Genomic DNA, 25,169 nt, shown 5'->3' on the forward strand with positions numbered 1-25,169 from the left:
AAACATAAAAAAAGAGGCCCGAAAGCCTCTTTTCTACTGCGTTATCGCTTAGCGATTAACGACGCAAACCTAAACGACCAATCAGAGTAGTATAACGGCTCTGATCTTTGCCTTTTAAGTAATCTAACAGCTTACGACGCTGGCTAACCATCCGTAACAAACCACGACGAGAGTGGAAATCGTGCTTGTGCTCGGCAAAGTGGCCTTGCAGGTGAGTGATTGACGCAGTTAACAGGGCAACCTGTACTTCTGGTGAACCGGTATCGCCTTCTTTAACAGCGTAGTCAGCAACAATTTTTGCTTTATCAGCAGCACTTAATGACATATTTAACTCCAATGTGAGTGAACTAAAATAAGGAAATCGCCGATCACTCATCCAGCAGACCCCAGAAAATCCGGCGTATAATAGCACTTTGCCGCCTTTTTACAAGGCGTTTATCTCTGCAGCAGGCTTTTGTAGGGCACTGGTGTTGAGTAAGCGGCGCGAGCTCAGCACGCCCTGCTGCACCCGGCCAATACCGATAAACACATCGCCAGGCCCCAATAACCTGATAGCATCAGTATCTGTCATAACGACACTGCAGTTCTGGCCATGTTGCAGCTGATGCTGCTGCTCAGTGCTTAGCTGCAACGCGGGCATAGTAACAATACCCGCATCCAAAGGCAGCAACAGTGCATCCAGCGCACTAAAGTCTGCTGAGCCATGGCACTGCTCAGCCAATGCATCTAATTGCGTTGGTGATACCATCTGCTCAGCAGTAAAAGGCCCGACTTGAGTGCGGTGTAACTTACTGACATGGCCGCCACAACCCAGCAACTCACCTAAGTCATCAATCAAAGTACGGATATAAGTCCCTTTCGAGCAATGCACGATAAAATCAGCAAAGTTGCCAGCACGATTTAACAGCTCAAAGCGGAAAATACTGATTGGCCGCGCCTCACGTTCAATAGTGATGCCCTGTCGCGCATATTTATACAGTGGCTGGCCCTGGTGTTTTAACGCCGAGAACATGGTCGGCACTTGCAAAATATCACCACGTAACGACTTTAATGCTTGCTCTAACCCGGCATCAGTAAAGCTAACTGGCCGCTGACTGATCACCTCGCCTTCTGAGTCGCTGGTGCTGGTACGAATACCAAAACAAGCCGTTACCAGATAGGTTTTATCAGTATCGAGTAAAAACTGACTGAATTTGGTCGCTTCACCAAAGCAAACAGGCAGTAAACCTGAGGCCAGAGGATCCAGTGCACCGGTATGACCGGCTTTCTGTGCCTGATACAACCAGCGGACCCGCTGTAAAATACCATTGCTGCTTACTTCAAGCGGTTTATCCAGTAACAGAATGCCATTTACTGCTCTGGCATTTTTTCGCGCCATTACTCATCGGCTCCGTCGCTGTCAGTAGGTTCAAGGCCCGCGTCTTTACGCTTGCGTTCATCTTCCTGGCGCACTGAAGCCACTAAACTCGCCATCCGGATACCTTCGTTCAACGACTGATCAAAGGCAAAGCGGATATGCGGCACTATCCTGGTCTGAATACGCTTGCCAATTAAACTACGCACATAGCCCGCGGCGTCATTGAGGATTTTAAGGTTATCTTCAACCTTGCTGTCATCCATACCTAAAAAAGTTACAAACACCTTAGCATGGGACAGGTCACGTGATACTTCGACATCAGACACGGTGATCATTGAATGCAGGCGAGGATCTTTAATTTCGCGCTGCAGAATAACCGCCATCTCTTTTTTAATGTGTTGTGACAACCGGTCAACGCGGGAGAATTCTTTTGCCATAATTGTCTAATCCAAATTTGGTGCCGGGAAGAACACAACAGGGGCACTAAAGGCCCCTGTACTATGTTTTGTTGGCCAGCGCTACTTTATAACGTACGTTCAACCTGAATGGTTTCAAATACTTCTATCTGATCACCTTCGCGAACATCATTGTAGTTTTTCACGCCGATACCGCACTCGAAGCCGTTTCTGACTTCGTTAACATCGTCTTTAAAGCGACGCAGCGATTCCAGTTCACCCTCGAAAATAACCACGTTGTCACGTAGTACCCGAATTGGTGCATGACGTTTAATCATACCTTCAGTAACCATACAACCAGCAATGGCACCAAACTTCGGTGAACGGAACACGTCACGAACCTGAGCTAAACCAATGATTTGCTGTTTAAACTCTGGCGCCAACATACCGGTCATTGCGGCTCTGACTTCGTCTAACAGCTCATAAATAATGCTGTAGTAACGCAGGTCAAGGCCTTCATCTTCAATCATCTTACGGGCAGAGGCATCAGCCCGAACGTTAAAACCAATGATAATGGCTTGTGATGCTGCAGCCAGGGTAACGTCAGTTTCAGTAATCCCACCAACACCACTACCGATGATTTTGATTTTAACTTCTTCAGTAGACAGTTTAGCCAGTGATTCAGAAATTGCCTGTACTGAACCCTGCACGTCACCTTTCAGTACCAGATTAAGTTCTGACACATCGCCTTCTTCCATGTTAGCAAACATGTTTTCCAGCTTGGCTTTTTGCTGACGGGCCAGTTTAACATCACGGAATTTACCCTGACGATACAACGCCACTTCCCGCGCTTTACGCTCATCCTTAACCACGGTAACTTCATCACCCGCTTGCGGCACACCAGACAGGCCCAGTATTTCTACCGGAATAGACGGACCGGCAACTTTAATCTCGCGACCATTTTCGTCACGCATTGCCCGTACCCGGCCATATTCAAAGCCACACAACACGATATCACCCTGGTTAAGCGTACCTTCCTGTACCAGGATAGACGCAACCGGGCCACGACCTTTATCAAGTCGAGACTCGATAACCGCACCGCGGGCCAGGCCGTTCTTCACCGCTTTTAATTCCAGCAGTTCTGCCTGGTTAAGAATAGCTTCCAGCAGGTCATCAATACCCTGACCAGATTTCGCCGATACCTGGACAAACTGGGTATCACCGCCCCACTCTTCAGAAATAACATCAAACTGAGATAACTCGTTACGCACCCGATCCGGATCAGCTTCTGGTTTATCAATTTTGTTGACCGCAACAACTAATGGCACACCTGCTGCTTTCGCATGCTGAATGGCTTCTTTAGTTTGCGGCATCACGCCATCATCAGCGGCTACAACCAGGATTACAATATCAGTTGCTTTAGCACCACGTGCCCGCATTGAAGTGAAGGCAGCGTGACCTGGCGTATCGAGGAAGGTAACCATGCCGCGGTCTGTTTCAACGTGATAGGCACCAATGTGCTGAGTAATACCACCGGCTTCACCGTCAGCTACTTTCGCTTTACGAATGTAATCCAGCAGTGAGGTTTTACCATGGTCAACGTGACCCATTACGGTAACTACCGGTGCCCGCGGCTCAAGTTCACCCTCGCCGGCACGGTCTGACATGACCGCTTCTTCCAACTCGTTTTCCTTGGTCAGGGTAAACTTGTGGCCCATTTCTTCACAAACAATGGCCGCAGTTTCCTGATCAATTACCTGATTAATGGTCGCCATTGCGCCCATTTTCATCATGGTTTTGATAACCTCAGACGCTTTTACCGCCATTTTCGCTGCCAGTTCGGCTACGGTAATGGTTTCACCAATTTTCACTTCCCGCTCTACCGGCTGCGCAGGCTTATTGAAGCCATGTTGCATGCTGGTTGGCGTCTTCTTCTTCTTGGTATGACGGTTTGCACGATTAAAGGCTTCTTTATCGTTACCGTCGTCTTTCTTTTTACCCTTGGCTGGAGGCGCTTTTTTACCTACACCACGACGACCTGCACGCTCTTCTTTGGCATCAACTTCGTCTTCAGCTTGCTTAGCGAACTCATTGCTGGTCAGGTGATAGTCGTCTTTTTCAGTCGACTTCGCTTTTTCTTCCTGCGCCCAACGCTCACTGTTTTCTTCAGCCAGTTTTCGGGCTGCTTCAGCTTGTTTTTTGGCTTCTTCTTCCAGCTTACGTAATGCTTCAGCTTCCTGCTGCTGCCGAATATGCTCAGCTTCACGCTTCGCTTCTTCTTTGGCTGCACGGCGCGCGGCTTCTTCAGGGTCGTCTTTTAACAGCTGCGCCTGCTTAGCTTCTTCACGTTTTTTCGCTTCAGCGGCTTTACGTTCAGCTTCTTCTTTCGCTTTAGCAGCAGCAATTTCACGCGCTTTCTGCTCAGCTTCCTGGCGGGCACGGTTTGCTTCGGTGTTAGCTTTTTCTTCTGCTAAACGCGCTTCTTCCTGCGCTTTTAATGTCGCTTCATCGACTACTGGCTTTTTGATATAGGTTTTTTGCTTGCGCACTTCAACCTGAATCTCACGGTTGCGCCCGGCGCCACCGGCCACACTTAACGTGGTTTTTTCTTTGCGCTTTAAGGTCAGTTTTGAAGGCTCTGACGATTTACCGCCGTGCTGCTTACTTAAATGCAAAAGCAGCGTTTTTTTCTCATCTTCAGATACTTGCTGCCCTGCAGCCTTGGTAATACCTGCATCAGCAAATTGTTGTACTAACCGATCAACAGTTGTACCGACATCACTGGCCAGCTTCTCTATGGTGACTTCTGCCATTTGTGTTGTTACCTCCGTTGACTACTCAGTTACTTTCACTAAACCAAACAATATTACGCGCCGCCATAATCAGCTCTGCCGCTTTCTGTTCAGTTATATCTGCTATATCTAATAAATCGTCGACACCTAACTCAGCTAAGTCATCCAGGGTCGTTACACCTTTGCTGGCAATAACATAAGCAGTATGGGTATCTAACCCTTCCAGCGCCAGCAGCGCTTCGGTTGGTTTGGCATCTTCCAGTGATTCTTCACTGGCCAGCGCGCGGGTGGTCAGTACCGCTTTTGCCCTGCCACGTAACTCTTCAACAATTTCTTCATCAAAACCGTCAATAGACAACAACTCACTCACTGGCACGTAGGCAACTTCTTCCAGCGTTGAGAAACCTTCATCAACCAACACATCGGCAAAGTCTTCGTCAATTTCCAGTGCATCCATAAAGGCCTGGCGTACTTTCTCAGTTTCTTCCTGATGCTTTTTCTTCATATCGGATACTGACATTACATTCAGTTCCCAACCGGTTAACTGACTGGCTAAGCGTACGTTTTGACCATTGCGGCCAATCGCCATTGCCAGGTTAGAATCTTCAACCGCGATATCCATTGAGTGGGCATCTTCATCAACAATAATGGAAGCGACTTCAGCCGGCGCCATGGCATTGATCACAAATTGCGCATCGTTGTCATCGTACAACACGATATCAACCCGCTCACCGGCCAGTTCGTTTGATACGCCCTGCACCCGTGAACCGCGCATACCGACGCAGGCACCAACCGGATCTATCCGGCGGTCATTACTTTTAACGGCAATTTTCGCCCGTGAACCCGGGTCACGTGCAGCACCGCGCAGTTCAATCATTTCTTCGCCAATTTCCGGCACTTCAATCCGGAACAACTCCAGCAACATTTCTGGCCGGGCACGACTTAAGAACAACTGAGCACCACGTGCTTCTGGTTTTACATCAAATAATAAGGTGCGAATGCGATCACCTGGACGATACGTTTCCCGTGGCAACATTTCTTCGCGCGGTAAAATGGCTTCAGCATTGTTACCTAAATCGACAATAATGCTATCGCGGTTTACTTTTTTAACAATACCGGTTACCAGTTCACCAACCTGATCAATATAAGCTTCCACCACCTGAGACCGCTCGGCTTCACGCACTTTCTGCACAATAACCTGTTTAGCCATCTGAGTGGTGATCCGGTCAAATTCGATAGAATCTATTTGCTCTTCGTAAAAATCGCCAATTTGTACTTCCGGCGCATCATATTGTGCCGCCGACAGGGTGATTTCACGGGTAGGATGTTCCTGCACCGCATCATCAGCAACCACTTCCCAACGCCGGAACGTCTCGTAAGAGCCGGTTTTGCGGTCAATATTAACCCGCACTTCAATATCGCCTTCGTTTTTCTTTTTAGTGGCTGCAGCTAATGCAAACTCCAGTGCCTGGAAAATTTTTTCCCGTGGTACTGATTTTTCATTCGATACTGCATCGACAACTAATAATATCTCTTTTGCCATTGTATCTGCCTCGTTCTGACGCGACCCGAATACCTTAAAAAACCGGTACTACGTTTGCTTTGTCTATATTATCCATCAGCAAACGATAGGGTTTGCCATCGACTTCCATAACCAACATGTCAGCGTCTATCGCCTGCAACATGCCTTTGAATTTTCTTCTGTTTTCTTGTGCTATCGTCAGCTTAACTTCGATCTGCTGACCTATTGCCTGAGTAAAATGTGCGTCAGTAAACAGCGGCCGGGCTAAGCCCGGTGATGACACCTCAAGGGTATATTCGGTTGGGATAGGATCTTCAACATCCAGCACAGCACTGACTTCACGACTTACTAAAGCACAATTTTCAACGGTAATACCGTCATTGTGATCAATATACAATCGTAGCGTGGTATGCCTGCCAGCTCTGAGCAGCTCAATACCCCATAAATCAAAACCGGCAGCGGTAACTGTCGGGCTCAACAACTCTACCAGTTGTTGTTCTTGTTTAGTCAAAAAGACCTCCGAATACACCAATAAAAAATGGGCATAGCGCCCATTACTGCTTAAAACTGACACGCCAGATACGAAAACGCCCCGAACAAGCGGGGCGAAATAACATCCGAACAACACTCATATCGCCAATGAATATTGTTGAAAATTTGGTTGCGGGAGCCTGATTTCAGACCTTCGCCCTACGGTTATAAAGAGGAGCCAGAGGGCGCTGTCTTTATAACTGTATAACCTAAAACTTGGTTGCGGGAGCCGGATTTGAACCGACGACCTTCGGGTTATGAGCCCGACGAGCTACCAGACTGCTCCATCCCGCGTCCGTGTAATGGCGCGTATTATATAGCGCCTTGCCTGTTATCGCAAGCCTTGCATAGCAAAGCTACGAATATAGTTGGTGCCGAGAGCGGGACTTGAACCCGCACGTCCGAAGACACTACCCCCTCAAGATAGCGTGTCTACCAATTTCACCACCTCGGCAGAAAAGAGAGGTCAGTTTACCGGAATGTCGCTGTTATCATCTTTCTTAACAGGCGCTTCTTCCACAACCGGAGCAGATAAATCCCATTCATCGACCGGCACACTTTGCTTAGCTGTGTAATTACCCAGTACGATACTCAGCACAAAAAATAATGTTGCCAGAATAGTGGTGGTTTTAGTTAAAAAGTTACCGGTACCCGATGATCCAAATACAGTAGAAGACGCACCCGCACCAAAGGCTGCACCCATGTCAGCACCTTTACCATGCTGAATCAAGACCAGACCAATTAAGGCCATAGCCACCAATAAATAAACTACAATAATAATCTCGTACATGCTTAGTCCTTTGCACTTTGGCAAATTTGCATAAATTCTGAAGGTTTTAAGCTGGCACCGCCAACTAACGCACCATCAATATCGGCTTGCGCGAATAACGCCTGACAATTTGCCGCGTTAACACTGCCACCATATAAAATTCTTACTTTCGCTGCTGCTATGGCATCATATTGAGCAAGCTGCCCGCGGATAAACGCATGGGTTGCCTGCGCCTGCTCCGGTGTTGCCGATTCACCCGTGCCGATAGCCCAGACAGGCTCATAAGCAATTACTGATTTCACCAGTAATTCGGGGTGCGAAGCATACACCGCCGCTAATTGTTTCGCAATAACCTGCTCGGTATTTTCTTGCTGTCGCTCGATTAAAGTTTCGCCAATACAAAGTACTGGCGTTAAACCGGCGCTCACTGCCTGCTGAATTTTTGCGCATACCATTACATCTGATTCGGCATAATATTGCCGGCGTTCAGAATGACCAACCAATACATAAGTTGCACCCGCTTCAATAATGAGTTTGCCACTCAACTCACCAGTGTAAGCGCCCTCGTCATGTTCGCTTACATTCTGAGCCCCCAACTTATAATGCCTGCTGACGGGAAATGCTGACAGTAAGGTAGCAGGCGGACAGATCAACACATCCACCGCGGAATTCAAATTTGTTAACTGCTGCACAACAGCCTCTACCAGTGCCCTGGATCCATTCATCTTCCAGTTGGCAGCGATCAGTTTTTTTGCAGACATAACATTATTTCCTGATTTAAAATCATCGGAATACTAACCAAGCCATCCGCTGAGAACAAGCTTTACCAGCATTGTCAGCGGCCAACTGCGGTTATAATGTGCAACCGCAGTCGCTTCAGGTTAACTTGCCAGCTTAACCGCCGCCGCAATTTGCTCGGCATAGTCACGAACCAGAGTGGCATCTTCACCCTCAACCATTACCCGGATAAGCGGTTCGGTGCCTGATTTACGAATTAGTACCCGGCCTTTGCCGGCCAGTAACGTTTCCACTTCAGTTATTTTTTGTTTTACGTGCTGTTTCTCCAGCGGCGCAGTACCTTTTTCAAATTTAACATTTACCAGTACCTGTGGCAGTTTATGCATGCCTTCTGTTAACTGGGTCAGATTCTCGCCTGTAACCAGCATAGCATTTAATACCTGCAACGAAGCTATAATGCCATCACCGGTGCAGGCGTGATCTAAGTTCAGAACATGCCCCGAATTCTCACCGCCAATTCGCCAGTTTTTCTCACGCAGTAGCTCCATAACATAACGATCACCTACAGCGCTGCGGGCGAAAGGAATATCCAATGCCTGCAGGGCTAGCTCCAGACCCAGGTTACTCATCAACGTACCGACAACGCCGCCTTGCAGAATATTTTCACGCTGGGCATAGCGGGCAATAATATAAACAATCTCATCACCGTCCAGCACTCGTCCTTGCTGATTGACCATCATTACCCGGTCACCATCGCCATCATAGGCAATGCCCAGATCGGCCTGCTGCTCCAAAACTGTCTGTTGCAATAAGTCGGTATGAGTCGCACCACACTTATCATTAATATTGAAACCATCAGGTTTACACCCAATAGCAATGACTTCAGCGCCAAGCTCTTTAAACACAGCAGGTGCAATATGATACGTCGCGCCATGAGCACAATCGACGACAATTTTCAGGCCCTTGAGCGATAAGTGGTTTTTTAAATGACTTTTACAAAACTCAATATAACGTCCTGCGGCATCATCTATCCGCATTGCCCGGCCAAGCTTCTCTGACGGCTCACAAACCATCGGCTGTTCCAGCTCGTATTCAATTGCCAGCTCAACGTCATCGGGCAATTTGGTACCATCAGCCGAGAAAAACTTAATACCATTGTCATAATATGGGTTGTGTGAAGCACTGATGACAATGCCAGCCTCAGCCCTGAACGTTCGGGTTAAATAGGCAACCGCCGGCGTTGGCATCGGTCCTAACAAGCGAACATCTACTCCTGCAGCGACCAGGCCGGCCTCCAGCGCTGTTTCCAGCAGGTAGCCTGAAATCCGGGTATCCTTGCCAATTAATACTTTGCGGGTACCACGGGCCGACAACACCCGACCAGCAGCCCAGCCCAGCTTCATCGCAAATTCCGGCGTGATCGGAAACTCACCTACCCGGCCCCGCACACCGTCAGTCCCAAAATATTTTCTGCTCATGCTTTCACTCCGTAGCGCACTGCAGTAGCTACCTGTACTGCCTGTACCGTTTCTTTTACATCATGCACCCGAATTATCCGGGCACCCTGTAGTGCGGCAATTGTGGCACATGCCAGACTACCTGCCAAACGCTGGTCGAGCGGTATATCCAGTAATTGCCCAATCATCGACTTACGCGACATACCAGCCAATACCGGATAACCCAATTTTACTAATTGTTCCAAGCCTGCCAATAACTGATAGTTATGGCTCAGTGTTTTACCAAAGCCAAATCCGGGGTCGAGTATCAGCTGGTCTTTACTTATACCTGAAAACTGGCAATCTAATGCTCGTCGTTGTAAAAACTTTATTACCTCGACAACCACATCGTCATACTGCGGCTGTTGCTGCATAGTGCGGGGCTGTCCCTGCATATGCATCAGACAAACCGGTACATTTAATTCTGCGGCGCATGCCAGCGCCCCATCGCCCTGCAGCGCCTGGACATCATTAATCATATCGGCGCCTGCCTTAACGGCCGCTGACATCACCCCGGCTTTGCTGGTATCTACCGATATCACACAGTCAAAGCGCTGCCTGATAGCTTCTATTACGGGAACTACCCTGTCCAACTCCTGTTGCAACGACACCGCTGCCGCGCCGGGTCGGGTCGATTCTCCACCAATATCCAGAATCATTGCACCATCAGCCAGCATCTGCTCAGCCTGGCGCAATGCAGCCGCTGGCGATAAATGCTGGCCACCGTCAGAAAAAGAATCCGGTGTGATATTTAAAATTCCCATCACAGCCGGTTGGGATAAATCTAACTGGCGCTGACCGGGGAGTTGCAGCAGCATATTATTACCTTTAAAAAGTTACTTTGGAAAAATGCGTTTCTGAAAAAAACAAACCCCGGAGGACCGGGGTTTAAAGTATAACCAGAGTATGCTTTCTGTGCATGCTCTTAATGCAGCAATTAATGTCTCAATTAGTGCAAGTTACCTTCAGAGGGTTTATCGGTAGCTACCGGACCTTCACTCTCTGTCTTAGCCTTACCCGCGCTATCATCGTCACTGTTTCCGCTGTCACGGGGCTCCCAGTTTTCAGGCTGGCGCACTTCACGACGCTCCATCAAATCGTCTATTTGTTTAGCATCAATAGTTTCATATTTCATCAGCGCATCTTTCATCGAATGCAGAATATCCATATTCTCTTCAATCAACTTTTTAGCCCGAACGTAATTGCGATCAATAAAGACCCGAATTTCAGCGTCAATTGCCTTCACCGTATCTTCTGACATATGTTTATTCTTGCTGACCGAACGGCCTAAAAATACTTCGCCATCTTCATCCGCATACAATAACGGCCCCAGCTTTTCTGAGAAGCCCCATTGGGTAACCATTTTCCGGGCTAACTCGGTGGCACGTTCAATATCGTTGGATGCACCAGTAGTGACAGATTCGAAGCCATAAATCACTTCTTCGGCAATCCGGCCACCAAACAGCGAGCTAATCATACTTTCTAAATGACGCTTGCTATGGCTTACCCGGTCACGCTCGGGTAAATACATGGTAACGCCCAATGCCCGGCCGCGTGGAATAATACTCACTTTATAAACCGGATCATGATCTGGTACTAACCGGCCAACAATGGCATGACCGGCTTCGTGGTAGGCCGTAGCCTCCTTTTCCTTTTCGGTCATCACCATAGAGCGGCGCTCAGCACCCATCATGATCTTGTCTTTGGCTTTTTCAAACTCGTCCATCGACACTACCCGGCAACTGCTGCGGGCAGCAAATAAGGCGGCTTCGTTAACCAGGTTGGCCAGGTCAGCGCCCGAAAAACCAGGGGTACCACGAGCAATAACCGAAGGATCCACGCCATCTGCCAATGGCACTTTGCGCATGTGCACTTTTAAAATCTGCTCACGACCTTTGACGTCTGGTAAACCTACCACTACCTGGCGGTCAAAACGGCCCGGGCGCAATAACGCCGGGTCAAGCACGTCTGGCCGGTTGGTGGCAGCGATAACAATAATACCTTCATTACCGTCAAAACCATCCATCTCTACCAACATCTGGTTTAAGGTTTGCTCACGCTCATCATGACCGCCGCCTAAACCGGCACCGCGCTGACGGCCCACTGCGTCAATCTCGTCGATAAAGATAATACATGGGGCAGCTTTCTTGGCTTGCTCAAACATATCCCGAACACGTGAAGCACCAACACCAACAAACATTTCAACGAAATCAGAACCGGAAATAGTAAAGAATGGTACTTTCGCTTCACCGGCGATAGCTTTAGCCAGCAAGGTTTTACCGGTACCCGGCGGACCTACCATTAATACGCCTTTGGGAATTTTGCCGCCTAGCTTCTGAAACCGCGACGGCTCACGCAGGTAATCAACCAGCTCAGACACTTCTTCTTTCGCTTCGTCACAGCCGGCAACGTCAGCAAAGGTAGTTTTAATCTGGTCTTCGCCCATCAGTCGCGCTTTACTTTTACCAAACGACATGGCACCTTTGCCACCGCCGCCCTGCATCTGGCGCATAAAGAAAATCCAGACGCCGATTAGCAACAACATCGGGAACCAGGAGATAAAAATAGTCGCCAACCAGCTGCTCTCTTCTGGTTTAGCACCGATAACCCGAACGTCATTATTAAGTAAATCAGCCATAAGTTGCGGATCGTTTACCGGTAACACCGTTTCAAAACGCTCACCACTGCTGCGCAAACCGGTAATGACACCACTGCGCTCAATCTTGACCTCGCGGATCTGGCCCTGATTTATGTCTTTGATAAACTGAGTATAACTGGTTTGCCTGTCTGCATTTTCACTGGGGCCGAAGCTATTAAACACCGACATTAGTACTACTGCGATAACCAACCAGACAATCAGATTTTTTGCCATGTCGCTCAAGGTTATAACCTCATTCTTCGCTTAATAAAAAGTTACCGGCTACTGTACTAAACTTTGAAGCCGGTCGCCACGATATATGTCTCCCGTGACCGGGCACGGGATGAATCGGGCTTACGTATTTTTACGGTGGTGAACATGGCTCTGACATCCTTCAAAAAGGCTTCAAAACCGTCACCCTGAAACACTTTGACCACAAAACTGCCATTTTGCTTCAAAACTTTTTGACACATATCCAGTGCCAGTTCGATCAGGTACATGGAGCGGGCCTGATCGGTCGTATCATTACCGCTCATATTCGGTGCCATGTCAGATAATACCACATCTACGGTCTTGCCGCCGATCCGGCTCAGTAAGGCATCCAATACCGCCTCTTCCCGAAAGTCACCCTGTAAAAAAGCCACACCAGCCAGCGGGTCCATCGGTAAAATATCGCACGCAATCACCGTGCCCGATGCGCCTACCACTCCCACCACATACTGCGACCAACTGCCAGGCGCCGAGCCCAAATCGACAACGGTCATGCCCGGTCTCATCAGCTTATCCTGCTGCTGAATTTCTTCCAATTTAAACGAAGCGCGGGAACGTAGCCCTAACTTCTGTGCTTTTTGGACAAAGTGATCATCAAAATGCTCTTTCAACCAGCGAGTTGAGCTGGCGGAGCGCTTTTTCTTGGTCATGTTACCACTCTTAAATAGTGTTATGCCTGAGATGGCGCTACAATAGACGAAAATCAAGCTTGAATCCGGATATTCTACCTTTATGAGTTTAACCAATAAACAAAAACAATTTTTAAAAGCCAAAGCTCACGAGCTTAAACCCGTTATTTTATTGGGTGGAAATGGCCTTACTGAAGGCGTTGTTGCTGAAATTGAAGTCGCGCTGAGCTTTCATGAACTGATTAAAATAAAAGTGCCAACTGAAGATCGCGAGCAAAAAGTGCTGATTATGGATGCAATCATCCGTGAAACCAAAGCCGACAAGGTACAGGTTATTGGTAAAACCCTGGTGTTATATCGGCAAAGTGAAGCAAAGAAAATTCAGTTACCGCGCGGCTGATTATTCAGTTAAAAAACCTGCTGCCTGTAATGCTTTGCGGGCAGCCTCTTCATCGGCCGCAACCTGACTTACCAGGTCGTCGGGTTTAGCGGTATCTGTTGCTTTAACAAACTGCCACATTACAACTGCATTATCAGCATAGATCGTTTCCACGTGGCGTAAGTTATGCTCGAAACACCAACGTGTATTGTCATTTAACACACTAAATACCCCGGCAGGGCTTAATTGCCAGTGGCGTATATCAAGCACTACAGCCCATGGCTCAGCCACTATCGGCTGCACCAATTGCCGAAATTCCTGCACATAGTCATTTGCCGTACGGTCATTCCAGATGCCATCTGCCCTCACCCACAGCACACGCTGCTCCAGGCTCAGACTGAATGCTTTTTTATTTTTCATTAGTAACTCCAGTCAACTACCGGTTACTCTATCCTAAACGGCACAAATCAAAACTCTGACCTGTTCTAAAATTGTAAGAATTTATGTATAGATAGCACTTGGTTATCAACCCTTAGTAACTTGTCAAATTAATATACTTAACAAGCCCTTGAAAATATCATGCAACTAAGAGACTACCAGCAGCAAGCGGTTGACGCCGCCGTCGCGCATTTTAAGCAAAGTAATCAGTCCGCGGTGATGGTGCTACCTACCGGTGCCGGCAAGAGCCTGGTATTAGCCGAGCTGGCCAGAGTAGCAAAAGGCCGGGTACTGATCCTTACCCATGTTAAAGAACTGGTAGCGCAAAATGCCGAAAAAGTAAGCTTACTTACTGCTACGGGCAGTATTTTTGCAGCCGGCCTCAATCAGAAAGACAGCTCAGCTAAAACGGTTATTGCCAGTGTGCAATCAGCAGGACGCAATCTGGATCAGTTTAATCAGACATTTTCACTGCTGATTATTGATGAGTGTCATCGGGTTAGCCTTAGTGAAGACAGTCAGTATCAGCTGCTGTTCAGCCATTTGCGCCTGCAGAACCCGGCTCTTAAAGTGCTTGGCCTGACAGCGACCCCCTACCGGTTGGGTACGGGCTGGATTTATCAGAGCCATTATCATGGCCGCATAGGATCAACTGAACAAGCAAGTTTCGAGCGCTGTATTTTTGACTTGCCGCTGCGGCCCTTAATTAACAAAGGCTATTTAGCCAAGCCAGTATTGTTGGATGGATTGTCAGCTCAATACGACTTTAGCAGTTTGCAGCCACTGAGCGGCATGGATTACAGCGACCAACAAATTGAATCTGTACTTGGCAAAATGGGCCGGGCAACCAGGCTTATTGTCGGCCAGTTATGCCAGCTGGCGGTCAACAAACAAGGTGTGATTATCTTTGCCGCAACGGTACGTCATGCCAACGAAGTGCTGGGCCTGCTGCAGGACAACGGCCAGCAAGCTGGCCTGCTTACCGCCACAACTGCCAATGCCGAGCGCGACCAGCTGATTACGGCTTTTAAAGCAAAACAACTAAAGTTTCTGGTGAATGTCGCGGTATTAACGACCGGTTTTGATGCGCCGCATGTTGATCTTATTGCCATTTTGCGACCCACGGCGTCAGTCAGTTTATTTCAGCAAATGGTCGGCCGTGGTTTGCGCAGCGCACCGGATAAAACGCAGTGCCTGATTATTGATTACGCTGCCAATGGCTATGATTTGTTTTACCCCGAAGTGGGCAGCCCGCGGCCAGCCAGCAAAGCTGTGCCGGTACAGGTACCCTGCCCGGATTGCCGGTTTGCCAATGTTTTCTGGGGGCTGGTTGATAACGATGGCGATATTATTGAGCATTATGGCCGGCGTTGTCAGGGCTTAGTGGAACACAGTGTCAACGCTATTCCCAAACAATGCAACTACCGGTTCAGAGCCCGGATTTGTCCGGACTGCGGTGGTGAAAATGACATAGCTGCCCGGGTTTGCCAGCACTGTCAGTCGCAACTTATCGACCCGGATAAACGCTTAAAAGAAGTGTTAAGCAAGCAACATCATCATTTATTTCGTTGTCAGCAAATGTTACTCAGTGATCAACAAGGCGTGCTGCAGGTGCAGTATCTGGACATCGATGGCAACCCGTTTTACCGTCATTTTAAACTGGATACCGCCGCCCAGCGCCGGGCGCTATATGCGCTGTTTGTCCACCCCCACAACCGCACGCCGGGGCTTAAACCTAAAAACTACCAAACAGCCGGCGAGCTGGTAGCCGATCAGGATAAATTCCGGATGCCACAGCTTATTCTGCTAAAAAAGCAAGCCAAAGGCTGGCAGCAGCTGGACAGCTTTTTTGATTACAGTGGCCGCTATCACAATCCTGCCACTTTTTCAGGTTCAGCTGACTAACCCCGGATCGGTGGTTTGTTCTTTTGCCGGGGGCGGGTTACCTTTTGTCCGTTGCTGCAAGCGTTGAAACAAGGCACTTAACAGCACCAGGCTTAAGCCCAGACCAATAAAAGACGCAGCCCGCAACAAGCCACTCAGCTCATTTAAATCAAAAATAAAGACTTTACATACGACAAGCAGCAACAATGCAAAACCAGCTTTGCGAAGAAGCGGCCACTGCTTTAATTCTGCAATAACCACGGTCAGTAGGGCCAGCAGCAGAAATATCACGGAATAACTGTAATGTTCGGCATTGCTGGTCGCTAACGACAAGTTGATGCTTTGTCCCTGCCAGAAATGCCGGACACTGCCAAGCAGATAAAGCAGCAGCAGTGCAGTTGCCAGATAGTAGCCGGCAGGCCGGTAAATATTTGCGCGCTGCTGCGCCCCACCCAGACGGGCTAATAACATACACAGCAACGCCGGCAAGCCCCAAAGCAGCAGCATTACATTAAACACTGGCAGGCTGCCAAGCGGCTGCTGACTGAAAAACGGGTTCAGACTGGTATTCAATTGCAACTGAAATAGCCCTGCTAATAACAACAATGCGCCACAGGCCAGGCGGTATAAGCGCTGCAAACCAGCCGCCCGATAACTACGCCACTGGTACACCACTGCCAGCAATAGCCAGTTAAAGCTATGAACTGCCATCGTCGTAAAATTAAGCTGGCTGAAATTAAGCTGCTCAGCATTAAGCCAGTACTGCGTCTGCACGGTAATAAATACAGCCAGCACATGTAAACATGCGCCTTCCAACACTGCCTGCAAAGCACTGCCGCGCCATAACCACCAGCCTGCTGCCAGACAGCCCAGGGTTATGGGGTACACCAGCAACGACCAATGCAGGCCCAGCATAGTAATGCCTTCATAGCTGCCAAGCAGCGGTGCTAACGTCAAACGCAGTAAAACAATGGCAACTAAGCCTTTTACCAGCCAGGTAGGTAGCGGCAACTTCGCCTTAAAACTGAGCAGCGACATCAGCACTAACTGGGCGGCAATCGCCACGGTCAGTGCGGCGGCCTGTAAATAAAGGGTAAAGCAAAAAGTCAGCGCAAAGTTCGCCCCGGCGCTATGAATAAACGCCAGCGCAGGCAGCCGGCCGCTGCTAGTCAGCGCCCTGGCCAGTAACGCCTGCATTATAACGAGCAGGGCTGCATACAGCATCCAGCCTGACTGCAACTGCTGCTGAATTGTATTATCAGCCAGGTTATAGCTAAGCCCTAATAGCAACACCGGCAACACAGCCAGCGCCGCCGACCAATGGAAGCGGCTGACTAACCAGAAACGCATCAGTAAAGGCATACACATTAGTGCTAACAACAACTGAATTTGCAGCAAAGGACCACTTAACCATTGCAGCGATTCGGCTGAATCTATTGGGTTAAGCACCAGCCAGCACAGCGCCACAGCACCCGCCAGCCATAACCACAACTCAGACCGGCCATCTGTGGCAGCCATCAGGTAAAGCAGTACTATCAAACCGGTAACCGCCAGATAGCTGGTCAGGTTGTTGAATTGCCACAAGCAGAACAGACTTAACAGCAATATTACCAGGCCCAGGCCATGCTCGCGCAATGGCGGCCACCAGGTGGCAATCGGTACACTTGCCCATTGCATCCGTCGACCACGCCAGCCGATTCGCGGTAGCCAGACCAGTAAAGCCATACTTACTATCAGGGCCAGCCATAGCAGCCAAACTTGCGAGACCTTACTGCTGCTAATTGCCACCAGCAACCATAAACAGTGAGCTGCCATTGGCAGATACCACAACCAGGCCCGCCGCACCCGCTGCTCAACCAATACCGATGACGTGGTAACAGCGCCAATATACAGCAGCAACGCCACTAAATTGTTGCTGCCGGTATTTACCAGCAGCGGCACAGCATAAGCACCAACAATACCAATTACCGCTAAAATCGGCCCCTGACGCAGTGAGAACCAGGAAGCACTTACCGCTACCACTGCCAGCAAGCCAAAGGTTAGCCCGGCAGGCAACAGCTGATAAAACTGGTAAGCCATTAATAAAGCCGCATACAAGGTAATAAAGCCGGCACTGGCCAGCGCTGCCGGAATATAATTGTCCAGCGCCTGGCTAAACAGCCGTTTACGATGTAACCATTCGCTGGCTGCCAGCAGTATTAAACCCATCACCACGCCACTGCCAATCCGCAAAACAGGTGAAAACCAACCAGCGTCCAGCGAGTGACGCACCAGAAAAACCCCACCAAACGCCAGCGCTACCCCGCCCAGCCATACCATGCCACGATCAATTAATTGCCGCTCCAGCCAGCCCAGCCAGTTAGTCCCTGCTGGCTGCGCCTGCGAACCAGCCATATCAATATTTGCAGTAGCGCTCAGGTTTACGTTAAGTGGTGCAATAAATTCCATGGCAGAGGTTTCTGCCGATGCTGCCGCGAAGACAGGCTTATTAGCTGACGCTTCCTCTGAAATATCTGAGCTTGGAATTTTCGGGTCAGGGGTTTTCGGGTCTGAAGTTAAGACAGCTTGAGTAATTTGTGTAGCCTTGTGCTGCGAAGCGGGTTGCAGCCGTTGCAATTGCACTGCCAACATCGCCAGTTGCTGACGCAAGCCACTCAGCTGCACTAAAGCAATAATGCCGCATACCGAGCCAATCAGTACCAGCAACACCACTAACACCGCCATTACACTAAACATGCTGCGCTTCCCTACATAAAGTTAATCCAGCATAAAAACTGTGCAGCCTTAAAGCAAATTTATCTAAGCTGACTATCCTTGCTGCCCCGACGATTAATGCCGCCCGCTTTAGTGTCTTCTTTTTCCAGCGCAGCCTGACACGCAATACATAGTCGCACTCCCGGCACCGCCTTGCGGCGCGGCTCTGGAATAAGTTTGTCGCACTCATCACAATGAACGGCGCTGTCACCTGCAGTCAATTTATTTCGCACCCGTTGCACTGCATCGTCAACGCTTGCGTCAATTTGGTCCTGTACGGCGCCATCGCGTGACCAACCGCCTGCCATAGTATTCTCCAGTCTCTTACAATTACCTGCCTTAATAGTAAGATTAGCATCAGCTGCGATTATAGTATGTCTGACTCGATACTCAGCTCATACTGTTCAGACAACTAATGTTATCTTTACGTTTTAATGCTGTTAGCATCACCTAATGGTATTTAGTTAGTTTCCAAATATTTGCTCGTTGACGACAAGGCTATTGCTGCAGTAATTTAGCGCGGTACTTAGCATGGTAATAGCATGCGGGTGTAGTTCAATGGCAGAATGAAAGCTTCCCAAGCTTTAGACACGGGTTCGATTCCCGCCACCCGCTCCAATTTTAAAGCCGAAACTTTTTCATATTTTTTGTCACAGCACATCCTGCTGCCGGTACTTAGTAATGTCACTCACTTATTACTAAGGAATTTTTTATGAACAGCAGTATAAAAAACGGCATTGATAACAACACCAGCACTAAAAAACAACCCGGTTTCTGGACTTACTTTGTTATCAGCCTAACCATTGTTGGCGGCATGTTAGCTGCCAATGTTAAAGCAGATGCGACAGATAGCTTTAGCGTTCAGAGCTTTAAGGTCGAAGTTATCGGCAAAGGTAAGTCGGTTATTATGATCCCGGGGTTAATGTCTGACGCCAGGGTGTGGCGGCCAACTGCCGAAGCGTTGGCTGGTGAATATCAGCTGCACTTAATCAGCATTGCCGGCTTTGCCGGTACGCCAGCCATTAGCGGCGAGCTGCTGCCGCGGGTGCAGCGCGATTTACTTAACTACATTGAACTCCAACAACTGCAGCGGCCAGCAGTGGTTGGCCATAGTTTAGGCGCCTTTCTGGCCTTTAGTTTAGCCAGCAGCGCACCTGATAAAATTGGTAATATTATTGCGGTAGATGGCCTGCCTTTTCTGGCGCCGGTATTTAGCCGTGATGCCAACACCACAGTCGCTCAGGTAACACCGCAAGCCGAATATTTCAGAACGCTTTATCAGGGTATGACTGCAGAGCAACTGGCAAACATGGCTGCGCAAGGAGTACAAATTCAGGCAAGTTCAACTGAACATCAACAGCAAGTAGTGGCGATGGCTAAGGCTTCAGATCCGGCCAGTGTGGGCCAGGCTGTGTATGAATTGCTTACTACGGATTTACGGGGGCAGGTACATACGATTCAAAGCAAAGTACTGTTAATTGGTGCCAGTGGCGCCTTACAAAATGCTCAGCAGCGCACAGCGGCTGCAGCGCTGTATCAGCAACAAATTGCCACTATTGCTAACGCTAACCTTGAGTTTAATAATGAGTCACGGCATTTTATCATGCTGGACCAACCATCCTGGCTTAACCAACGCATCGCTGCAGCATTAAAGGAGTAACAGCATGAGCATATCAATGACCGAACAGCTGCTGCTACCAGATGTGCAAGCCGCTAGTATGGGTGATAAAGAGGCCTTTACCCGTCTGGTTAAAGCCTGCCAGCGCAGTGTCAGCAGTATTGCGCTGGCCATTGTGAAAGATTTAGATGCCAGTGAAGATATTACTCAGCAAGTGTTTATTCATATCTGGCAACAACTCAATACGTTGCAAAACCCGGCCAGCTTTTTGCCCTGGGTGCGCCAGACTACCCGCTACCGGGCTTTTAATTATCTGCGCGATAACAAAGTTGGCAGGAAAGTGGGCGGTGAAAAGGCTGAAGCCATACTTGCAGATTTTGCCTGCGACAACCAATCTTCTGACGATTTAGCTGATAGTTTAGTGAAGACCCAGCAAAACCAGATAATGGCTGACTTTATCAGCCAGTTGCCCGCGGATAGCCGGGAAATAGTGCTGCTGTTTTATCGGGAAGAGCAAAACAGTCAGCAGGTAGCCGAGTTATTGGGAATAACAGAGAGTAATGTCCGCAAAAAATTGCAGCGGGTACGGGAATTACTAAAAGACCAGTTACTGGCAAAATATGGCAAACTAATTTTAACTACAGCGCCTGGTATGGGCTTAACCACCGCCATTTGCAGTGCCCTAACTCTGGCCAGCCCGCCGGTGGCTGCAGCATCGGCTAGTGCGCTTGCTGCGAACAGTAGCGGCCTGGCCAAAATTAGCTGGTTGTTTGGTGGTGCCATGATCGGCGCGCTGGGAGGGGTGCTTGGCGTTATTCTGGGTATGCGGCAACCGCTGAAGCGAGCCGAAAGTGTTAAGGAGCGTCAGCTGCTGCTTAAATACCGCAACATCAGTGTTGGCTGGGTATTGTTAAGCGGTATATTGCTGGCACTGTCTTATCAGTTTACTGCAGGCGCACTGGCCCCGGTAGTGAGCTTCAGCCTGTTTTTAGCAGGCCTGGGGTATCTGCAATACGGTGTATGGCAAACTATTAAGCCACGTTTACTGGCAAAAATGCAGCATGATGCAACGGCAGCTAAGGTTTATCGTCGTAATCGCTTATGGTGTTGGCTTGGTATGCTAGGCGGTGGTATGGCCGGTTATGCTGGTTTAATTAGCGGCCTGGTTCGTAGCAACAGATGGTTTTGGGGTTAAAAAAAACGCCAGGATCTGCCTGGCGTTTTTATTCAGATTAAGCGATAACCATTAGATGTACTTAACCGCAGTAATTTCAAACTCCACCACACCTTTCGGAGTGGTGATATTCGCGACATCATCTACCGCTTTGCCAATTAAACCGCGGGCAATAGGCGAATTAACTGAAATTAAATTATTTTTAATATCAGCTTCATCATCACCAACAATCCGGTAGGTCACTTCCTCGTCGGTATCCAGATTTAAAATAGATACTGTGGCGCCAAAAATGACTTTGCCGTTGTTGGGCATTTTGCTGATATCGATAATCTGAGCATTCGATAACTTGCCTTCGATATCCTGAATACGCCCCTCGCAAAAACCTTGCTGCTCGCGGGCAGCATGATATTCGGCATTTTCTTTTAAATCGCCATGGGCGCGGGCTTCAGCAATAGCTTGAATTATTGCAGGCCGTTTTACCGATTTAAGCTCATGCAGTTCAACACGCAATGCTTCTGCGCCCTGAATTGTCATCGGGATTTGACTCATCCGTTCACTCTCTTATGTAATTCCTGAATAGAATTAACGTTATTAAAGGCACTGGCAGCGTTCGCTTTACAGGTCGCAAACGCCGCGTTTAGCGTTGTAGTATAGTTGGCTTTGTGCTGCAGCGCACCACGGCGTAATACTTTCGAATCTTCGATTGCCTGGCGCCCTTCAGTGGTATTTACGATGTAGCTGTATTCGCCATTTTTAATCCGGTCAAGAATATGTGGCCGGCCCTCATATACTTTGTTTACAGTACGACAAGGCACACCGGCAGCAGCCAGCGCTTTGGCTGTACCGCCTGTGGCGTCAAGCTCAAAGCCAATTTCAACCATCCGTTTGGCCAACTCAACAACCCGCACTTTATCGCTGTCGCGAACCGAAAGCAAGGCCCGGCCACCCGTTGGGATCAGCGTGCCTGATCCTAACTCACCTTTGGCAAAGGCTTCTTCAAAGGTGTCGCCAATGCCCATTACTTCGCCGGTAGAGCGCATTTCCGGACCAAGAATAGGGTCAACGCCAGGGAATTTATTAAACGGGATCACCACTTCTTTCACCGAAAAATACGGCGGAATAATTTCTTTGGTAATACCCTGCGCCGCCAGTGACTGCCCCACCATACAACGGGCCCCCACTTTCGCTACTGCCATGCCGGTTGCCTTGGACACAAAAGGCACAGTACGTGCAGCCCGCGGGTTAACTTCAATTAAATACACTTCGTTGTCTTTTACCGCGAACTGGGTGTTCATCAGGCCCACTACGCCTAGCTCCAGCGCCAGTTTCTTCACCTGCTCGCGCATCACATCCTGAATTGCCGGACTTAAGCTGTGTGGGGGTAAGGTACAGGCTGAGTCACCCGAATGAACCCCGGCCTGCTCGATATGCTCCATAATGCCGCCGATAATCACTTCTTTGCCATCACAAATGGCATCGATATCGACTTCAATTGCATCATCCAGAAAGTTATCCAGCAGCACCGGCGAGTCATTCGACACGCTGACCGCTTCGGTCATATAGCGACGTAAATCCTGATCATCATAGACAATTTCCATTGCCCGGCCACCCAATACATAAGATGGGCGAACGACCATCGGGAAACCGATTTCATGAGCGCGTGATAAGGCTTCATCGACACTGGTGACGGTGGCATTTTGCGGCTGTTTTAAGCCTAACCGCTCAACCGCCTGTTGAAAGCGCTCGCGGTCTTCGGCGCGGTCAATCGCATCCGGTGATGTGCCAATAATTGGCACGCCATTCGCTTCCAACGCGCGGGCTAATTTTAATGGGGTCTGGCCACCATACTGGACGATAACGCCTTTGGGCTGCTCTATCCGCACGATTTCCAGCACGTCTTCCAGGGTAATTGGCTCAAAGTACAGGCGGTCTGAAGTATCATAATCGGTTGATACGGTCTCCGGATTACAGTTCACCATAATGGTTTCATAACCGTCTTCGCGCAGCGCCAGTGCCGCATGTACGCAGCAGTAATCAAATTCGATTCCCTGGCCGATGCGGTTCGGGCCACCACCGATAATCATTATTTTATCGCGGTTAGTTGGTGCCGCTTCACACTCTTCATCATAAGTGCTGTACATATAAGCGGTATCAGAGGCAAATTCAGCGGCGCAGGTATCTACCCGCTTATAAACCGGATGCAGCTTGTAACCATGGCGCTTTTTCCGTACCTCGTTTTCGCTAACCCCTAATACCTCAGCAATCCGTGCATCGGCAAAACCTTTGCGCTTTAACCGCTTTAGGCGGGCCTGGTCCAGGGCAGCAAAGCCGTCAGTCGCCAGCGCCTGCTCTTCTTTGACTAAATCTTCAATTTGCACCAGGAACCAGCGGTCAATATTGGTTAGCGCAAATATTTCATCCATGCTCATGCCAAACCGGAAAGCATCGGCAATGTACCAGATGCGGTGCGAACCTGGCTCACGCAACTCGCGGGTCAGTTTCTCTTTGGCTTCAGGCTGGGCGATATCAATAATCGGGTCCAGACCAGATACACCAATTTCCAGACCACGTAGCGCTTTTTGCAACGATTCCTGCTGGTTACGGCCAATCGCCATCACTTCGCCGACTGATTTCATCTGAGTAGTTAAGCGATCGTTAGCACCAGCAAACTTTTCAAAGTTAAAGCGAGGCACCTTGGTGACAACATAGTCGATACTTGGCTCGAATGAGGCTGGTGTTCTGCCGCCGGTAATATCATTAGCCAGTTCATCCAGGGTATAGCCCACTGCAAGTTTGGCAGCTACTTTGGCAATCGGGAAGCCCGTGGCTTTTGAGGCTAACGCTGAGGAGCGTGACACCCGCGGGTTCATTTCAATAATAACCATCCGGCCATCAACCGGGTTGATGCCAAACTGGACGTTAGAACCGCCTGTTTCAACACCAATCTCGCGCAGTACCGCCAACGAGGCATTACGCATAATTTGATATTCTTTGTCAGTCAGCGTTTGCGCCGGTGCTACCGTGATGGAGTCACCAGTATGCACACCCATCGGGTCGAAGTTTTCAATGGCACAAACGATAATGCAGTTATCGTTTTTATCGCGCACCACTTCCATCTCATACTCTTTCCAGCCAATTAACGATTCGTCAATTAACAACTCTTTGGTTGGCGACAAATCAAGGCCACGGGTACAGACTTCTTCAAATTCTTCGCGGTTGTAGGCAATACCGCCACCTGAACCACCCATAGTAAAAGAGGGCCGGATAATACAAGGGAAGCCAATGTCTTCCAGTACCTGATAGGCTTCTTCCATTGAATGGGCTAAACCGGCACGCGGACAGGCCAGGCCGATAGAACGCATTGCTTTATCAAAGCGGCTTCTGTCTTCTGCTTTGTCGATAGCATCAGCGGTAGCGCCAATCATTTCTACATTGTATTTTGCCAGCACACCATGGCGTTCTAATTCCAACGCGCAGTTCAGGGCAGTTTGGCCGCCCATAGTCGGCAACACAGCGCAAGGACGCTCTTTTTCAATGATTTTTTCTACTACCTGCCAGTGGATAGGCTCAATGTAAGTTGCATCGGCCATGTCCGGATCAGTCATAATAGTAGCCGGGTTAGAGTTTACCAGAATCACCCGGTAACCCTCTTCCCGCAGGGCTTTACAGGCCTGAGCGCCTGAGTAGTCGAACTCACAGGCCTGACCAATTACGATTGGGCCAGCGCCTATAATCAGAATGCTTTTTAAGTCGGTACGTTTTGGCATGGGGTCGCTCTCCGTAAT

General features: G+C 49.0%; 21 protein-coding genes and 3 tRNA genes. 5 read left to right on the top strand and 19 right to left on the bottom strand.

What is annotated here, in order from left to right; genetic code table 11:
• Positions 1-55: 55 nt before the first annotated feature.
• The 14 genes from rpsO to rlmE all read right to left on the bottom strand — a co-directional run bounded on the left by rpsO (position 56) and on the right by rlmE (position 13,158).
• Complete coding sequence (gene rpsO / locus CRO03_RS11600) at positions 56-325, bottom strand: 30S ribosomal protein S15 (protein WP_097111796.1); 270 nt, start codon at positions 323-325, stop codon at positions 56-58.
• Between the two features lie 99 nt (positions 326-424).
• Positions 425-1,378: a tRNA pseudouridine(55) synthase TruB gene (gene truB, locus CRO03_RS11605; RefSeq protein ID WP_097111797.1), complete on the bottom strand. Its 954-nt coding sequence runs from the start codon at positions 1,376-1,378 to the stop codon at positions 425-427.
• The gene (gene rbfA, locus CRO03_RS11610) at positions 1,378-1,794 is read right to left on the bottom strand and encodes a 30S ribosome-binding factor RbfA (protein WP_097111798.1); all 417 of its coding nucleotides are present in this window, start codon (positions 1,792-1,794) and stop codon (positions 1,378-1,380) included. Before rbfA ends, truB begins: the two co-directional genes overlap by 1 nt.
• An 86-nt stretch (positions 1,795-1,880) precedes the next feature.
• Complete coding sequence (gene infB / locus CRO03_RS11615; protein WP_097111799.1) at positions 1,881-4,565, bottom strand: translation initiation factor IF-2; 2,685 nt, start codon at positions 4,563-4,565, stop codon at positions 1,881-1,883.
• Positions 4,566-4,590: 25 nt separating this feature from the next.
• The gene (gene nusA / locus CRO03_RS11620) at positions 4,591-6,087 is read right to left on the bottom strand and encodes a transcription termination factor NusA (protein ID WP_097111800.1); all 1,497 of its coding nucleotides are present in this window, start codon (positions 6,085-6,087) and stop codon (positions 4,591-4,593) included.
• Between the two features lie 34 nt (positions 6,088-6,121).
• A complete protein-coding gene (gene rimP, locus CRO03_RS11625; protein ID WP_097111979.1) occupies positions 6,122-6,577 on the bottom strand; it encodes a ribosome maturation factor RimP in 456 nt (151 codons plus the stop codon).
• A 237-nt stretch (positions 6,578-6,814) separates the two neighbouring features.
• Positions 6,815-6,891 (bottom strand) — tRNA-Met (locus tag CRO03_RS11630).
• 75 nt (positions 6,892-6,966) lie between these two features.
• A tRNA-Leu gene (locus CRO03_RS11635) sits at positions 6,967-7,051 on the bottom strand.
• Between the two features lie 12 nt (positions 7,052-7,063).
• Positions 7,064-7,387 carry a preprotein translocase subunit SecG gene (gene secG, locus CRO03_RS11640; protein WP_097111801.1) on the bottom strand — a complete coding sequence of 108 codons (324 nt, stop codon included), beginning with the start codon at positions 7,385-7,387 and terminating at the stop codon, positions 7,064-7,066.
• Between the two features lie 2 nt (positions 7,388-7,389).
• The gene (gene tpiA / locus CRO03_RS11645; protein WP_097111802.1) at positions 7,390-8,127 is read right to left on the bottom strand and encodes a triose-phosphate isomerase; all 738 of its coding nucleotides are present in this window, start codon (positions 8,125-8,127) and stop codon (positions 7,390-7,392) included.
• A 120-nt stretch (positions 8,128-8,247) separates the two neighbouring features.
• The gene (gene glmM / locus CRO03_RS11650; RefSeq protein WP_097111803.1) at positions 8,248-9,582 is read right to left on the bottom strand and encodes a phosphoglucosamine mutase; all 1,335 of its coding nucleotides are present in this window, start codon (positions 9,580-9,582) and stop codon (positions 8,248-8,250) included.
• Entirely contained in the window at positions 9,579-10,418 is an 840-nt protein-coding gene (gene folP, locus CRO03_RS11655) for a dihydropteroate synthase (protein WP_097111804.1), read from the bottom strand. The genes glmM and folP overlap by 4 nt, the downstream gene beginning before the upstream one ends.
• A 131-nt stretch (positions 10,419-10,549) precedes the next feature.
• Positions 10,550-12,472, bottom strand: a complete 1,923-nt coding sequence (ftsH, locus tag CRO03_RS11660; RefSeq protein WP_245861629.1) for an ATP-dependent zinc metalloprotease FtsH — start codon at positions 12,470-12,472, stop codon at positions 10,550-10,552.
• 56 nt (positions 12,473-12,528) lie between these two features.
• A complete protein-coding gene (gene rlmE / locus CRO03_RS11665; protein ID WP_097111806.1) occupies positions 12,529-13,158 on the bottom strand; it encodes a 23S rRNA (uridine(2552)-2'-O)-methyltransferase RlmE in 630 nt (209 codons plus the stop codon).
• Between the two features lie 82 nt (positions 13,159-13,240).
• On the opposite strand from rlmE, the gene yhbY reads away from it, so the two are divergent.
• Complete coding sequence (gene yhbY / locus CRO03_RS11670; RefSeq protein ID WP_019675844.1) at positions 13,241-13,537, top strand: ribosome assembly RNA-binding protein YhbY; 297 nt, start codon at positions 13,241-13,243, stop codon at positions 13,535-13,537.
• On the opposite strand, the gene CRO03_RS11675 is transcribed toward yhbY, so the two are convergent.
• Positions 13,538-13,936 carry a hypothetical protein gene (locus CRO03_RS11675; RefSeq protein WP_097111807.1) on the bottom strand — a complete coding sequence of 133 codons (399 nt, stop codon included), beginning with the start codon at positions 13,934-13,936 and terminating at the stop codon, positions 13,538-13,540.
• A gap of 159 nt (positions 13,937-14,095) precedes the next feature.
• Between CRO03_RS11675 and radD the strand changes: the two genes are divergently transcribed.
• Positions 14,096-15,859, top strand: coding sequence for a DNA repair helicase RadD (gene radD, locus CRO03_RS11680; protein WP_097111808.1), 1,764 nt, complete (start codon positions 14,096-14,098; stop codon positions 15,857-15,859).
• Here radD and CRO03_RS11685 read toward each other — a convergent pair.
• Together CRO03_RS11685 and CRO03_RS11690 are read right to left on the bottom strand one after the other, a co-directional pair.
• Complete coding sequence (locus tag CRO03_RS11685; RefSeq protein ID WP_097111809.1) at positions 15,848-18,574, bottom strand: DUF2339 domain-containing protein; 2,727 nt, start codon at positions 18,572-18,574, stop codon at positions 15,848-15,850. The genes radD and CRO03_RS11685 overlap by 12 nt on opposite strands.
• 59 nt (positions 18,575-18,633) lie before the next feature.
• Positions 18,634-18,900 (bottom strand): DksA/TraR family C4-type zinc finger protein, encoded by a 267-nt coding sequence (locus tag CRO03_RS11690; RefSeq protein WP_097111810.1) that lies wholly within the window; start codon positions 18,898-18,900, stop codon positions 18,634-18,636.
• Positions 18,901-19,136: 236 nt separating this feature from the next.
• On the opposite strand from CRO03_RS11690, the gene CRO03_RS11695 reads away from it, so the two are divergent.
• The 3 genes from CRO03_RS11695 (at position 19,137) to CRO03_RS11705 (ending at position 21,405) form a co-directional block, all read left to right on the top strand.
• A tRNA-Gly gene (locus CRO03_RS11695) sits at positions 19,137-19,210 on the top strand.
• 94 nt (positions 19,211-19,304) lie between these two features.
• Positions 19,305-20,252 (top strand): alpha/beta fold hydrolase, encoded by a 948-nt coding sequence (locus CRO03_RS11700; RefSeq protein WP_097111811.1) that lies wholly within the window; start codon positions 19,305-19,307, stop codon positions 20,250-20,252.
• 4 nt (positions 20,253-20,256) lie between these two features.
• Positions 20,257-21,405, top strand: coding sequence for an RNA polymerase sigma factor (locus tag CRO03_RS11705; RefSeq protein WP_170949004.1), 1,149 nt, complete (start codon positions 20,257-20,259; stop codon positions 21,403-21,405).
• 51 nt (positions 21,406-21,456) lie between these two features.
• Here CRO03_RS11705 and greA read toward each other — a convergent pair whose 3' ends face one another.
• Both greA and carB read right to left on the bottom strand, forming a co-directional pair.
• Complete coding sequence (greA, locus tag CRO03_RS11710; protein ID WP_097111812.1) at positions 21,457-21,933, bottom strand: transcription elongation factor GreA; 477 nt, start codon at positions 21,931-21,933, stop codon at positions 21,457-21,459.
• Positions 21,930-25,151 (bottom strand): carbamoyl-phosphate synthase large subunit, encoded by a 3,222-nt coding sequence (carB, locus tag CRO03_RS11715; protein WP_097111813.1) that lies wholly within the window; start codon positions 25,149-25,151, stop codon positions 21,930-21,932. Before carB ends, greA begins: the two co-directional genes overlap by 4 nt.
• Positions 25,152-25,169: the final 18 nt, after the last annotated feature.

The organism is Arsukibacterium tuosuense (assembly GCF_900215315.1).
GTDB classification, from domain to species: Bacteria; Pseudomonadota; Gammaproteobacteria; order Enterobacterales; family Alteromonadaceae; genus Alishewanella; species Alishewanella tuosuense.